The organism is Pseudomonas sp. BN414 (assembly GCF_029871275.1).
GTDB classification, from domain to species: Bacteria; Pseudomonadota; Gammaproteobacteria; order Pseudomonadales; family Pseudomonadaceae; genus Metapseudomonas; species Metapseudomonas resinovorans_C.
The window spans coordinates 457,198-471,571 of the sequence record NZ_SSOL01000078.1 but is presented as its reverse complement, the minus strand read 5'-3'; the positions used below and the strand labels follow the sequence as shown (position 1 = coordinate 471,571).

At 64.3% G+C, this 14,374-nt stretch carries 12 protein-coding genes and 1 other RNA gene; 10 read left to right on the top strand and 3 right to left on the bottom strand.

All coding sequences use genetic code 11. The annotated features are described in order from the left end of the window. Window positions 1-6: 6 nt before the first annotated feature. From ssrS to E8E95_RS27405, 3 genes are all read right to left on the bottom strand, one after another. A non-coding RNA gene (gene ssrS / locus E8E95_RS27415) (6S RNA) lies at window positions 7-186 on the bottom strand. 103 nt (window positions 187-289) lie between these two features. Further along, window positions 290-604 carry a cell division protein ZapA gene (locus E8E95_RS27410; RefSeq protein ID WP_077525606.1) on the bottom strand — a complete coding sequence of 105 codons (315 nt, stop codon included), beginning with the start codon at window positions 602-604 and terminating at the stop codon, window positions 290-292. Continuing rightward, the gene (locus tag E8E95_RS27405; protein ID WP_028626819.1) at window positions 601-810 is read right to left on the bottom strand and encodes a TIGR02449 family protein; all 210 of its coding nucleotides are present in this window, start codon (window positions 808-810) and stop codon (window positions 601-603) included. The genes E8E95_RS27410 and E8E95_RS27405 overlap by 4 nt, the downstream gene beginning before the upstream one ends. Before the next feature lie 206 nt (window positions 811-1,016). Here E8E95_RS27405 and E8E95_RS27400 point away from each other — a divergent pair, with 206 nt between their 5' ends. From E8E95_RS27400 to gcvP, 10 genes are all read left to right on the top strand, one after another. Continuing rightward, a complete protein-coding gene (locus tag E8E95_RS27400) occupies window positions 1,017-1,571 on the top strand; it encodes a YecA family protein (RefSeq protein ID WP_077525608.1) in 555 nt (184 codons plus the stop codon). Between the two features lie 38 nt (window positions 1,572-1,609). After that, window positions 1,610-2,944, top strand: a complete 1,335-nt coding sequence (gene pepP, locus E8E95_RS27395; protein WP_280355341.1) for a Xaa-Pro aminopeptidase — start codon at window positions 1,610-1,612, stop codon at window positions 2,942-2,944. A 1-nt stretch (window position 2,945) separates the two neighbouring features. Continuing rightward, a complete protein-coding gene (ubiH, locus tag E8E95_RS27390) occupies window positions 2,946-4,130 on the top strand; it encodes a 2-octaprenyl-6-methoxyphenyl hydroxylase (RefSeq protein WP_280355340.1) in 1,185 nt (394 codons plus the stop codon). Between the two features lie 51 nt (window positions 4,131-4,181). Next, window positions 4,182-5,396, top strand: a complete 1,215-nt coding sequence (locus E8E95_RS27385; protein ID WP_280355447.1) for a 2-octaprenyl-3-methyl-6-methoxy-1,4-benzoquinol hydroxylase — start codon at window positions 4,182-4,184, stop codon at window positions 5,394-5,396. A 422-nt stretch (window positions 5,397-5,818) separates the two neighbouring features. Next, window positions 5,819-6,832, top strand: a complete 1,014-nt coding sequence (locus E8E95_RS27380) for a fimbrial protein (RefSeq protein WP_280355339.1) — start codon at window positions 5,819-5,821, stop codon at window positions 6,830-6,832. A gap of 129 nt (window positions 6,833-6,961) precedes the next feature. Continuing rightward, window positions 6,962-7,963: an extracellular solute-binding protein gene (locus tag E8E95_RS27375; RefSeq protein ID WP_280355337.1), complete on the top strand. Its 1,002-nt coding sequence runs from the start codon at window positions 6,962-6,964 to the stop codon at window positions 7,961-7,963. A 73-nt stretch (window positions 7,964-8,036) separates the two neighbouring features. Beyond that, complete coding sequence (locus E8E95_RS27370; RefSeq protein WP_280355335.1) at window positions 8,037-9,656, top strand: iron ABC transporter permease; 1,620 nt, start codon at window positions 8,037-8,039, stop codon at window positions 9,654-9,656. 219 nt (window positions 9,657-9,875) lie between these two features. Further along, window positions 9,876-10,958 (top strand): glycine cleavage system aminomethyltransferase GcvT, encoded by a 1,083-nt coding sequence (gene gcvT / locus E8E95_RS27365; protein WP_280355333.1) that lies wholly within the window; start codon window positions 9,876-9,878, stop codon window positions 10,956-10,958. A 43-nt stretch (window positions 10,959-11,001) separates the two neighbouring features. Beyond that, window positions 11,002-11,391, top strand: coding sequence for a glycine cleavage system protein GcvH (gene gcvH / locus E8E95_RS27360; protein WP_179061271.1), 390 nt, complete (start codon window positions 11,002-11,004; stop codon window positions 11,389-11,391). A 76-nt stretch (window positions 11,392-11,467) separates the two neighbouring features. After that, the gene (gcvP, locus tag E8E95_RS27355) at window positions 11,468-14,344 is read left to right on the top strand and encodes an aminomethyl-transferring glycine dehydrogenase (RefSeq protein ID WP_280355331.1); all 2,877 of its coding nucleotides are present in this window, start codon (window positions 11,468-11,470) and stop codon (window positions 14,342-14,344) included. The last annotated feature ends 30 nt before the right edge of the window (window positions 14,345-14,374 follow it).

Genomic DNA, 14,374 nt, shown 5'->3' with positions numbered 1-14,374 from the left:
GAAAATAGACTCCCCGGTCGTGCCGCTGTCGGGTTAGCCCTTGAACCCGAAAGTTCAAGGTGGAGGCTGCAGGAGGCGTTAAGGCTTTCCGTCAGGCGGACATGCACACCGGCCTCAACTTGCAACCCCCGTGGTTGCATTTATCGGCTCAGGGACATCACCGACTGGCCAACACACCAGGGAGCTGGCGGCGAGTATACCCCAAGAACCGTTCAGGAAACTGCAATGCGTCGGTCTGGCCGCGTCAAAAAACGCCAGAAAGCGTCACTTGGTCGCAGCCGGACGATGCTCAGGCCTGCTGGGCGTCGGGGTCGGCGGCCAGGGCGTGGTCGACGCGCTCGAGCAGGTCACGGACCCGCTCGCGCGTGGACGTGGCTTCCTGGTCCAGGCGCTGCTGCTTGTGCAGCAGGTCATGGGTGATGTTCAGCGCCGCCATTACGGCGATGCGGTCGGCACCGATGACTTTGCCGCTGGAACGTATCTCGCGCATCTTCCCGTCGAGATAGCGGGCAGCGCTTTCCAGGTTGGCGCGCTCGTCCGCGGGACAGGCGATGCAGTATTCCTTATCGAGGATTTGGACGGTGACGGTGTTGGACTGGGTCATGAATCCTGCTCCAGGGCTTTCAGGCGCGAAATCATCGCTTCGACCTTGAGCCGGGCCATTTCGTTCTTTTCGATCAGATGAGCGCGTTCTTCACGCCAGGCCTTCTCGCTGGCAAGCAGGAGCCGGTTCTGGGCCTTGAGCTGCTCGACACGCTGGATCAGCAGTTCCAGCTTGGCTGTCAGTGCATGCAGTTCGGCGTCTTCCATGGGCTGTCTACTTGGTGAGGAGTGACCGGGACTATATAGGACTGACACGGGGAAGGGTCAAACGCCGCAGGCGACGGTGCGAATTGTCGCATGCCCGTAGATAGGGCCCGGTCGACGGGTGGCCAATGCTGCCTTCGCCGCGCCAGGCTGCTAGGATACGAGGCCGTCATTCTAGTGATTGCGCCCTCTGGCGCCTAGCCACCTATATGTCCAGTTCGAATTCTCCTTACAACGCTTTCGCCGCGCTTCTCGCCTCTACTGGCCAGCCGGTTTCCCCCGCTGAATTGCACGGCATGCTGCTGGGTCGTAGCTGCGCCGGTGCCGGTTTCGAGCCGGAGCCCTGGCTGGAAGATGCCGCCGAACTGCTCGGCAGCGCGCCGCAGGACAACCTGCGCCAGGCCCTGATCGGCCTGCAGGAAATGGTCAAGAGTGAACTGACCGGCACGGAAATGGCTGTGGTCCTCCTGCTGCCCAGCGACGACGCGCCGCTGGCCGAGCGTGCCACCGCCCTTGGCCAGTGGTGCCAGGGCTTCCTCGGTGGTTTCGGCTTGACCGCTCGCGAAGGTGCGCTGTCCGGCGAAGCCGTCGAAGTGCTCCAGGACCTCGCGTCGATCGCCCAGGTGCAGAGCGCACTGGAAGATTCCGACGACGGCGAAAGCGACTATATGGAAGTGATGGAGTATCTGCGCGTCGCGCCCCTGCTGCTCTTCGCCGAGTGCGCCAAGCCCGCCGCGCCGGCTGCCAAACCCTCGTTGCATTGACCCGAGTGGCGGGCGCCGCCCGCCCTGAAGGAGCGCGCATGACCCGTATCCCCAAGGCTGAATACGCCCGCCGCCGCAAGGCGCTGATGGCGCAGATGGAAGCCAACAGCATCGCTATCCTCCCCGCAGCGCCCGTGCATATCCGCAACCGCGACGTCGAACACGTCTATCGCCAGGACAGCGACTTCCAGTACCTCAGCGGTTTCCCCGAGCCGGAAGCGGTGCTGGTGCTGATCCCCGGTCGCGAGCACGGCGAGTACGTGCTGTTCTGCCGCGAGCGTGATCCGGAGCGTGAACTCTGGGACGGCCTGCGCGCCGGCCAGGACGGGGCCATCCGGGATTTCGGCGCCGACGACGCGTTCCCCATTGGCGACATCGACGACATCCTGCCTGGCCTGATCGAAGGGCGCAGTCGCGTCTACTACTCCATCGGCACCAACACCGAGTTCGACCAGCACCTGATGGAGTGGGTCAACACCATCCGCTCCAAGGCCCGCCAAGGCGCTCAACCGCCCAAGGAATTCGTCGCGCTCGATCACCTGCTGCACGACATGCGCCTGTACAAGTCGGCGGCAGAAGTGAAGGTCATGCGTGAGGCCGCCGAGGTCTCCGCCCGTGCCCACGTGCGCGCCATGCAGGCCTCCCGTGCAGGTCTGTACGAGTACCACCTGGAAGCCGAGCTGGAATACGAGTTCCGCAAGGGCGGCGCGAAAATGCCGGCCTACGGTTCCATCGTCGCCGCCGGCAAGAACGCCTGCATCCTGCACTACCGCGAGAACGACGCCCCATTGAAGGACGGCGACCTGGTGCTGATCGACGCCGCTTGCGAGCTCGATTGCTATGCCAGCGACATCACCCGCACCTTCCCGGTGAGTGGCCGCTTCAGCCCGGAGCAGAAGGCCATCTACGAGCTGGTGCTGAAATCCCAGGAAGCCGCCTTCCTTGAAATTGCCCCGGGCAAGCACTGGAACGCGGCCCATGAAGCCACCGTGCACGTCATCACCGCCGGACTGGTGGAGCTGGGCCTGCTCAAGGGCGATGTCGACGAGCTGATTGCCGCCGAAGCCTACAAGGCCTTCTACATGCACCGTGCCGGCCACTGGCTGGGCATGGACGTGCATGACGTCGGCGAATACAAGGTCGGTGGCGAGTGGCGCGTGCTGGAACCAGGCATGGCGATGACCGTCGAACCCGGCATCTACATCGGCGCCGACAACCAGGACGTGCCGAAGAAGTGGCGCGGCATTGGCGTGCGGATCGAGGATGATGTGGTGGTGACGAAGACCGGCTGCGAAATCCTCACCGGTGGCGTGCCCAAGTCCGTGGACGAAATCGAGGCGCTGATGGCCGCTGCGCGCAGCCAGGCCGCCTGACATGCATCACTGCCAAGTTGCGATCATTGGCGGCGGCCTGGTCGGCGCCAGTCTCGCCCTGGCGCTGCAGGACGGTGCCAGGGCGCGGGGATGGAAGATCGTCCTGATCGAACCCTTCGCCCCCGGCAGCGGCTTCCAGCCCAGCTACGACGCACGTTCTTCCGCGCTGTCCTTCGGCAGCCGGCAGATCTACGAGCGCCATGGTCTCTGGCAGACCATCGCGCAGCGTGCCGAGCCCATCCTGCAGATCCACGTTTCCGATCGCGGACGTTTCGGCGCCGCGCGCCTCGCCGCCCTCGAAGAGGGCGTGCCGGCCCTGGGCTATGTGGTCGAGAACGCGTGGCTCGGCCAATGCCTCTGGCAGGCGCTGGACGAGGAGGTGGTGACCTGGCATTGCCCGGCCGAAGTGGTCGGCATGCAGGCGCTGGAAGGTGGATACCGCCTGACCCTGAACGACGAGACGCAAATCGATTGCGACCTCGCGGTGCTCGCCGATGGCGGGCGCTCCGGTCTGCGCGAGCAGTTGGGCATCGGCGTGCGTCGCACCCCGTATCGGCAGACGGCACTGATTGCCAACGTCAGCCCGCTGGAGGCCCATCGCGGCCAGGCCTTCGAACGCTTCACCGACGATGGTCCGATGGCCTTGCTGCCGTTGCCGGAAAATCGCTGTGCGCTGATCTGGAGCCGCCCAGGGGATGATGCCGAGCGCCTCGCCAGGCTGGATGAGCGGCGCTTCCTCGACGAGCTGCAGGACGCCTTCGGCTACCGCCTCGGGGCCTTCCAGCAGGTCGGTGCGCGGCACCTCTATCCGCTGGAACTGGTCGAAGCCGAGGAACAGGTGCGCTCCAGCCTGGTGGTGCTGGGCAACGCTGCCCACAGCCTCCACCCCATCGCCGGCCAGGGTTACAACCTGTCCCTGCGCGACGCCCAGGCGCTGGCCGAGGCATTGCTGGCCAGCGACAAGCCCCTCGGCGATCTGGTCACCCTGCAGAACTATCTGCAGCGCCAACGCCTGGACCAGAACCTCACGGTGGGTTTCTCCGACCAGGTGACCCGCCTCTTCTCCAACGCCGAACCGCTGCTGACCGCCGGACGCAACCTGGGCCTGCTCGGCCTCGACCTGCTGCCGCCGGCCAAGCGCTGGTTCGCCCGCCAGGCCATGGGCCTGGGCACTCGCCCGGACTGATCGGGCGTGCCTCACACGGACACACAGGGAGCCTCAAGGCCTGATATGGAATTGCGCGCGGATCTGATCATCGTGGGTGCCGGCATGGTCGGCAGTGCGCTGGCCCTGGCGCTGAAGGACAGCGGCCTGGACATCCTGCTGATCGATGGCAGCCCGCTCAGTGTCAAACCCTTCGACACGGCCGCCGCCTTCGAGCCGCGCGTGAGCGCGCTGTCCGCCGCCAGTCAGCGCATCCTCCTGCGCCTGGGTGCCTGGCCGGGTGTCCTCGCACGGCGCAGCAGCCCCTATTCCGACATGCATGTCTGGGATGGCTCCGGCACCGGACAGATCCATTTCTCCGCCTCCAGCGTGCATGCCGAGGTGCTGGGCCACATCGTCGAAAACCGTGTGATCCAGGACGCCCTGATGGAGCCCCTGCACGACAGCGGTATCGGCCTGATGCCCGGTGCGCGCCTGGAACGCATGCGTCGTTCCGGCGACGACTGGCTGCTGACCCTGGTGGATGGTCGCGAACTGCGCGCCCCGCTGGTGGTGGCTGCGGACGGTGCCAACTCCGCGGTGCGTCGACTCGCCGGCTGCGCCACCCGCGAATGGGATTACCTGCACCACGCCATCGTCACCAGCGTGCGCTGCACCGAACCGCATCAGCGTACGGCCTGGCAGCGTTTCACCGACGACGGCCCGCTGGCCTTCCTCCCTCTCGAGCGTGATGGCGAGCACTGGTGCTCAATCGTCTGGTCGGTAACCCCGGCCGAGGCCGAGCGTCTGATGGCCCTCGACGACGCCGGCTTCTGCAGCGAGCTCGGCCGCGCGTTCGAATGGCGCCTGGGCGAGGTGCTTGGTGCTGATCCGCGCCTGTGTATCCCGCTGCGCCAGCGTCACGCCAAGCGCTACGTCGAAGAGGGCCTGGCCCTGATCGGCGATGCCGCCCACACCATCCACCCGTTGGCGGGGCAGGGGGTCAACCTCGGCTTCCTGGATGCGGCGGTACTGGCCGAAGTCCTGCTGCACGCGAACAGCCGTGGTGAGCGCCTGGCTGATGAGCGTGTGCTGGGACGTTTCGAACGTCGGCGCATGCCCCACAACCTGGCGATGATGGCGGCGATGGAAGGCTTCGAGCGGCTGTTCCAGGCCAATCCGCTGCCCCTTCGCTGGCTGCGCAACAGCGGCCTCAAATGGGTCGACGGCATGCCCGAGGCCAAGGCGCTTTTCGTGCGCCAGGCGCTGGGGCTGTCCGGGGATCTGCCGGACCTGGCGAAAGCCTGACCGAGCCGGCGCGGGCGATGGGTTTTCCGCGCATCCAACGTCGTTTCTTCTCAACCGCCTGCAGGGTTGCGCGACCTGTATTTCGCGGTTTGGCAATGCGCTGGGCCCAACGGGTGACATAGCCCTCGCTGTCGAACCTGTTGGCGGACACTGATGGCGCGCTCCCAGGACATCAAGTCCGTCCGGACTGAGCAAAGCAACCCTTGAAGTGGAGGGTTCCGTCAACTTCTGCCCGAGCATTCGAAATGCACCAGGCGGCCAGGCTGGATATGCCCTGGTGAACCCATTGTCTTCCTGAGCGCTGTGCCTACCGGTCTTTAAGATATGGCTGACAAGTATGGGTTTTATACTCCCGCGCGCTCTGCCGGTCCTGAGGCAGGGCTGGTTTATTTGTCCGTAATGTAATGGGGAGTGGAGTCAGTTTGAAAATTCAGTCGGCGCTGCGAGGGATTCTCTGCTCAATAGTATTGATGTCATCTTGGGATGTGTTGGCACTTTGTTCCAGTAGTCAGCCTGTAATCAATATTGAGTTCCCCACGGTAATGGATATTCAGGGTGATGCTCCCGTGGGAACTGTAATTGCAAAATCAAGAGTTGCGCACACTGTAACCTGCCGCCCACCAGTCTTGGAGCTTGGCCAATATACGATGTCGATCTACCTGTCTGAGGACAATACTGTGTCGGGCGGCCCCGTAGAGGGTCTGTATGCGGTGGTGCCAACTGGAACACCGGGAATTGGGCTGCGTTGGATCAATACGACATCTCAAGCAGGTCCCAAAGCCATGACAAACACCAGACTTAACGATACGTCCACACGCAGGGGTATCCGGCATCCATCCGAAGACGACGCCAGCATCGATGTTCATACCTTTGAAGAGGAATTCGAATTGGTGAAAACCGGTAAATTGGCAATGGGGGGGAATCTATTCACCATTCCACCGATTTCATTGAAACAGGAAGGTGGCAATAATTTTCGTCCTGATGAACCGGTTTATACCATCGCCTTCCCCAGTTCCATGGTTGTTACCAGCGCCTCTTGCTCGTTGGTCAAGGATGTAATCAAGGTAGACATGAAGGAAGTCGCGAGCAGTGACTTTTCAGGTGCAGGCAGCACGTCAGAAGAGATCCCGTTCTCAATTGATTTTGATTGTATATCTGGGGCCAGGATCAACCTGGAGTTCGACAGTACCCTTCAGGTTCAGCAGTTCCCTGGCACCATCAGCCTTTCTAACGATTCAACCGCAGAAGGTGTCGGTATTCGTATCACCAACCAGGAATCCGGCCTGCCGGTCACATTTGGAAAACCCATGTTCTTGCGGGAGGCAATTGAAGGTAGGCAGTCTCTCGACTTCTCGGCCAGCTATCTCCAAACGGATCGGCATATAACACCCGGAGCGGCAAACGGGGCGCTGACCTTCATCGCGACGTACCTGTGAATCCCGGCCGTTGCGTAGTGGCGTGTTTGGTTTTCAGCCTGAGAAACAACCCGACATCGAAAAGATTTCCCGCCCACAACTGAGGTTGACTATCATTCAGCCTTTGTCGCCACACAAGAGGCTCCTGCAATGCGGGTACGTAAGTCCCTTTTCGCGCTCCTGGCGCTGTCCGCCGCCGCTGTTTCGGCCCAGGCCGCCGATGAAGTGGTGGTCTACTCCTCGCGGATCGATGAGCTGATCAAGCCGGTTTTCGATGCCTACACCGCCAAGACTGGCGTGCAGATCAAGTTCATCACCGACAAGGAAGCTCCGCTGATGCAGCGGATCAAGGCCGAGGGCGATAACGGCGTAGCCGACCTGCTGCTCACCGTGGACGCCGGCAACCTCTGGCAGGCCGAGCAGATGGGCATCCTTCAGCCGTTCACGTCGCCAACCATCGACGCCAACATTCCGCCCCAGTACCGCTCCGGCAGCCACGCCTGGACCGGTCTGTCGCTGCGCGCGCGGACCATCGTCTACTCCACCGAGCGGGTGAAGCCGGAAGAGCTCTCCACCTACGAGGCGCTGGCCGACAAGAACTGGGAAGGCCGCCTCTGCCTGCGTACCGCGAAGAAGGTCTACAACCAGTCCCTGACTGCCACCCTGATCGAAACCCATGGCGCGGCCAAGACCGAGGAAATCCTCCAGGGCTGGGTGAACAACCTGGCCACCGATGTATTCGCCGATGACAACGCGGTGATCCAGGCGGTGGATGCCGGTCAGTGCGACGTCGGCATCGTCAACACCTACTACTACGGCCGTCTGCACAAGGAAAACCCGGAGCTACGGGTGAAGATCTTCTGGCCGAACCAGGCTGACCGCGGTGTGCACGTCAACCTGTCGGGCGTCGGCCTGACCAAGCATGCGCCGCATCCCGAGGCCGCCAAGGCCCTGGTGGAGTGGATGACCACCGACGAGGCGCAAGCCCTGTTCGCCGGTATCAACCAGGAATTCCCGGCCAATCCGAAGGTCAAGCCGTCCGATGAAGTGGCCGCCTGGGGCAGCTTCAAGGCGGACACGATCCCGGTGGAAGTCGCCGGCAAGCGCCAGGCTGAAGCCATCAAGATGATGGACCGGGTCGGCTGGAACTGATTCACCGCTCTGCCGCTATACTCGACGCCCCGGCCAGTCCGGGGCGTCCTGTTTCGATCCCCGAGAGGTTTGCGTGGCCTATCCCGCCCAGCGTCGCTGGTATCCCATCAGCTTTGCCGTCGCCGTCCTGGTTCTATTGCCCCTGAGCGTCCTGCTGCTGTCCTGGGGAGAGGTGGACGGGGAAATCTGGTCCCACCTGTGGGAAACCCAGATGCCACGCCTGCTGGGCAATACCCTGGTGCTGGTCACCGGCGTGTCGGTGGGCGTGACCGTGATCGGCGTCAGCCTGGCCTGGCTCACCAGTCTCTGCGAATTCCCCGGCCGGCGCTGGCTGGACTGGGCGCTGATGCTGCCCTTCGCCGTTCCGGCGTATGTCCTGGCTTTCGTTTTCATCGGCCTGTTCGATTTCTCCGGACCGGTGCAGACTCTGCTCCGCGAGTGGTTCGGCACTGGCCTGCGGTTGCCTCGGGTGCGCTCCACCGGCGGCGTGATCCTGGTGCTGGTGCTGGTCTTCTACCCCTACGTCTACCTCCTGGCCCGCGCTGCTTTCCTGGCCCAGGGCAAGGGCCTGATGGAAGCCGCACGGGTGCTTGGGCAGTCGCCCTGGCAAGCCTTCTGGCGCGTCGCCCTGCCCATGGCCCGACCGGCCATCGGCGCTGGCCTGGCCCTGGCCATCATGGAGACCCTGGCCGACTTCGGCGCCGTGGCGGTCTTCAACTTCGATACCTTCACCACCGCCATCTACAAGACCTGGTACGGCTTCTTCAGCCTCTCCAGCGCCGCCCAACTGGCCAGCCTGCTGCTGCTCGGCGTCTGCCTGGTGCTCTACGGCGAGCGCCGTGCCCGGGGTGCCAGCCGCCCGGCCAGCGAACGGCCACGAGGCAAGGCGCTGTATCACCTGCACGGGGTAAAGGCCCTGGCGGCGACCTGCTGGTGCTCGCTGGTGTTCGCCTGCGCTTTCGTCATTCCCATGCTGCAACTGCTGGTGTGGTTCTGGCAGCGCGGCCGTTTCGATCTCGACGAGCGTTACGCCGGACTGATCGTGCACACCCTCTACCTCGGTGGCATGGCGGCGCTGCTGACGGTTTGCGTCGCGCTGCTGCTGGCCTTTGCCCGACGCCTGGCCCCGACTCGGCCGGTTCGCGCTGCGGTAGGGCTGGCCAATCTGGGTTACGCACTGCCGGGCTCGGTGCTGGCGGTGTCCATCATGCTCGCCTTCAGTTACCTCGACAGCCAGCTGGTGGTCCCCCTTTCCGGCTGGCTGGGGGGTGCCGGCAAGCCATTGCTGCTGGGCAGCCTCGGCGCCTTGCTGCTGGCATACCTGGTGCGCTTCATGGCAGTCGCCTATGGACCGCTGGAAAACGGCCTGGCACGTATCCGTCCGTCCTTGCCGGAAGCGTCCCGCAGCCTCGGCGTCGGTGGCCCAGCGCTGTTCTTCCGGGTTTACCTGCCCTTGCTGGTGCCGGGCACGCTCAGTGCGGCATTGCTGGTGTTCGTCGATGTGCTCAAGGAAATGCCCGCCACCCTGCTGATGCGCCCCTTCGGCTGGGACACCCTGGCTGTGCGCATCTTCGAGATGACCAGCGAAGGCGAATGGGCGCGCGCCGCGTTGCCCGCCCTGACGCTGGTGCTGGTCGGCCTGCTGCCAGTGATCGGCCTGATACGCCGTTCGGCACGACGGTTCGGCCACTAAAGCCGAATTCGAAGGCGCGCCGAGGCCCGAGCGAGACGGGCCGCAATGGCCTTTGGCCTGCTCGCGGGAGCGGCAGCTGCTAACGGGCGGCTGGAGTGTCCACTGTCCCACCTTGCGGCTACAATGCGCGCCATTCGTTGCGGCCCACCCCGCCGCGGCAGCGGATGAACCCGCTCCGAAGGCCCGCCGCATCCTCGCCAAGCCCGGAAGGAGAAACCCATGGGACAGCGCACTCCATTGCATGACCAACACGTGGCGCTGGGAGCCAAGATGGTCGATTTCGGCGGCTGGGACATGCCGCTGCACTACGGCTCCCAGGTCGAGGAGCACCATCAGGTGCGCCGCGATTGCGGCGTCTTCGACGTCTCGCACATGACCGTGGTGGATGTTGCCGGCAGCCAGGCCAAGGCTTGGCTCCAGTACCTGCTGGCCAACGATGTGGAGCGACTGCAGGCCCCTGGCAAGGCACTCTACAGCGCCATGCTCGATGAAAAGGGCGGCGTGATCGATGACCTGATCGTCTACGTCACCGACTTCGGCTACCGCCTGGTAGTCAACGCCGCCACGCGCGACAAGGACCTCGCCTGGATGCAGGCCCACAGCCAGGGCTTCGAAGTCAGCCTGACCGAACGCGCCGACCTGGCCGTGCTCGCCATCCAGGGCCCCAGTGCCCGCGCCAAGGTGGCCGAACTGCTGAGCACCGAACGCGCCGCACTGATCCACGAACTCAAACCCTTCCAGGGCCTGCCTGACGGCGACTGGTTCATCGCCCGTACCGGTTACACCGGCGAAGACGGCCTGGAAATCCTGCTGCCCGCCGACCAGGCCGCCGGCTTCTTCAACGAACTGGTGGGCGCCGGCATCGCCCCCATCGGTCTCGGCGCCCGCGACACCCTGCGCCTGGAGGCCGGTATGAACCTCTACGGCCAGGACATGACCGAGGAGGCCTCCCCGCTGGTTTCCAACATGGCCTGGACCGTTGCCTGGGAGCCCGAATCCCGCGACTTCATCGGTCGTCAGGCCCTGGAAGCCGAACGCGCCGCCGGCGTGGCGAGCAAGCTGGTCGGCCTGGTGCTGGAAGAGCGCGGCGTACTGCGTGCCCATCAGGTGGTGCGCGTGGAAGGCGTCGGCGAGGGTGAAATCACCAGCGGCAGCTTCTCCCCGACCCTGAACAAATCCATTGCCATGGCGCGTGTGCCGATGGCCACCGGCGATCGTGCCGAAGTGGAAATCCGCGGCAAGTGGTTCCCGGTTCGTGTCGTTCGGCCGAACTTCGTGCGCAATGGCAAAGCCTTGATCTAAATTTTCAGGCGGGCCATCCGCCACAGACTCTGAGGAATTCGACATGAGCAACATCCCCGCTGAACTGCGTTACGCCCCGAGCCACGAGTGGGCCCGTCTGGAAGCCGATGGCACTGTGACCGTGGGCATCAGCGACCATGCCCAGGAAGCCCTGGGTGACGTGGTCTTCGTCGAACTGCCGGAAGTCGGCAAGACCCTGTCCGCCGGTCAGGAAGCAGGCGTGGTGGAGTCGGTGAAGGCCGCTTCCGACATCTACGCTCCGATCGCCGGTGAAGTGATCGCCGTGAACGAAGCCGTGAGCGACGCTCCCGAGAGCGTCAACAGCGATCCGTATGGCGCCTGGTTCTTCAAGCTCAAGCCCAACAACGCGGCAGACCTGGACAAACTGCTCGACGCCGCCGCCTACAAGGCAGCCGCCGACGCCGATAGCTGATTCACCCGCTATCCTTCAAAAAGCCTCGCTAGTCGAGGCTTTTTGTTTTTCGATGAGGCCAAACGAGGTTCTGCCCATGTCCCAGATGCCCTCGCTGTCGCAGCTCCAACAGCCCGATGCCTTTCTTCGTCGCCACCTGGGTCCGGACGATGCGGAGCAGCAGGCGATGCTGGAAACCCTCGGCCTCGCCAGCCGCGATGAGCTGATCGTGCAGACGGTGCCGCCGGCGATCCGCCTCAATCGGCCCCTGGAGCTGCCGGCGGCGCTGGACGAGCAGCAGGCACTGGCGAAGTTGCGTGGCTACGCCGAGCAGAACCAGCTGTGGACCAACCTCATCGGCATGGGCTACTACGGCACCGTCACCCCCACGGTGATCCTGCGCAACGTGCTGGAGAACCCCGGCTGGTACACCGCCTACACCCCTTATCAACCGGAAATCGCCCAGGGTCGGCTGGAAGCGCTGCTGAACTTCCAGCAACTGACCATCGACCTCACCGGGCTCGACCTCGCCAGCGCCTCCCTGCTGGATGAAGCCACCGCTGCCGCCGAAGCCATGGCACTGGCCAAGCGGGTGGCGAAGTCGAAGAGCAACCTGTTCTTCGTCGACGAGGACTGCCACCCGCAGACGATCTCGGTGGTGCAGACCCGCGCTGACGCCTTCGGCTTCGAGGTGGTGGTGGACCATGTGGATAACCTCGCCCAGCACCAGGTATTCGGCGCGCTGCTGCAGTATCCCGACACCCACGGCGAAATCCGTGACCTGCGCCCGCTGATCGAACACCTGCACGGCCAGCAGGCACTGGCCTGCGTCGGTAGCGACCTGCTCAGCCTGCTGCTGCTCACGCCGCCCGGCGAACTGGGCGCCGATGTGGTGTTCGGCTCGGCGCAGCGTTTCGGCGTACCCATGGGCTACGGCGGTCCGCATGCCGCATTCTTCGCGACCCGTGACGACTTCAAGCGCGCCATGCCGGGCCGGATCATCGGCGTATCCAAGGATGCACGGGGCAATGTCGCCCTGCGCATGGCCCTGCAGACCCGCGAACAACACATCCGTCGCGAGAAGGCCAACTCCAACATCTGCACGGCCCAGGTGCTGCTGGCCAACATCGCCAGTTGCTACGCGGTCTACCACGGTCCGGAGGGGCTGAAGCGCATCGCCCAGCGCGTCCATCGCCTCACCGCGATCCTCGCCGAAGGCCTCGCACGCCGGGGTATCCAGCGCGACAACCAGTACTACTTCGACACCCTGACGCTGGATGTCGGTGGCAGCCAGACCGCCGTCATCGAATCCGCCAAGGCGGCGCGCATCAACCTGCGCATTCTTGGCCGCGGCAAGCTGGGGGTCAGCCTTGATGAAAGCTGCACGGTGGAAACCGTGGAGCAGTTGTTCTGCATCTTCCTCGGCGCGGACCACGGCCTGTCCGTCGCCGAACTGGACGAAGCCGTGCTGGTTCCCGGCATCCCGGCGGAGCTTTCCCGCAGCAGCGGTTACCTCGCCCACCCGGTGTTCAACGCGCACCACAGCGAAACCGAGATGCTGCGTTACCTGAAGCAACTGGAGAACAAGGACCTGGCGCTGAACCAGGCGATGATTCCGCTGGGCTCCTGCACCATGAAGCTCAACGCCACCAGCGAGATGATCCCCATCACCTGGCCGGAATTCGCCAACCTGCATCCGTTTGCGCCTCGCGAGCAGGCGCTTGGCTACAAGCTGATGATCGACGAGTTGGAGGCCTGGCTCTGCGCAATCACCGGCTTCGATGCCATCTGCATGCAGCCCAACTCAGGCGCCCAGGGCGAGTACGCCGGGCTGCTCGCCATTCGCCGTTACCACGAGAGCCGCGGCGAGGGGCATCGCAACATCTGCCTGATCCCGGCGTCCGCCCACGGCACCAACCCCGCGTCGGCCCAGATGGCGAGCATGCGGGTGGTGATCGTCGAGTGCGACCCGGAGGGCAACGTCGACCTGGAGGACCTCAAACGCAAGGCCGGCGAGGCGGGCGCCCAGCTGTCCTGCCTGATGGCCACCTACCCCTCGACGCACGGTGTGTACGAGGAAGGCATTCGCGAGATCTGCGAGGTTATCCACAGCCACGGCGGACAGGTCTACATGGACGGTGCCAACCTCAACGCGCAGGTGGGCCTGGCGCGGCCGGCGGACATCGGTGCCGACGTCTCGCACATGAACCTGCACAAGACCTTCTGCATCCCCCACGGCGGTGGCGGGCCGGGCATGGGCCCGATCGGCATTCGCGCACACCTGGCGCCCTTCGTTGCCAACCATCCGGTGATCGAGCTGAAAGGGCCGAATCCCGAGAACGGCGCGGTCAGCGCGGCGCCCTGGGGCAGTGCGAGCATCCTGCCGATCAGTTGGATGTACATCGCCATGATGGGGCCGGACCTGGCCGATGCCACCGAAGTGGCCATCCTCAGTGCCAACTACCTGGCTCGGCAGCTCGGTGACGCCTACCCGGTGCTCTACAGCGGCCGTAATGGCCGGGTGGCCCACGAGTGCATCCTCGATTTGCGGCCGATCAAGGCGGAAACCGGCATCACCGAGGAAGACGTCGCCAAACGCCTGATGGATTACGGCTTCCACGCCCCGACCATGAGTTTCCCGGTGCCCGGCACCCTGATGGTCGAACCCACCGAAAGCGAGAACAAGCACGAGCTGGATCGCTTCATCGAGGCGATGCTGGGCATTCGTGCCGAGATCACCAAGGTGCAATCGGGTGACTGGCCGGCTGAAGACAATCCGCTAAAACGCGCGCCGCATACCCTGGCCGACGTGACCGGTCACTGGGAGCGGCCCTACAGCATCGAAGAGGCCGTCACCCCCAGCGCCCATACGCGGGACCACAAGTACTGGCCAACGGTGAATCGGGTGGACAACGTCTTTGGCGACCGCAACCTGTTCTGCGCCTGCGTGCCGGTCGAGGATTATCGGGAGTAGGGGATAGGAGCGCTTGCTCGCCATTCGCCA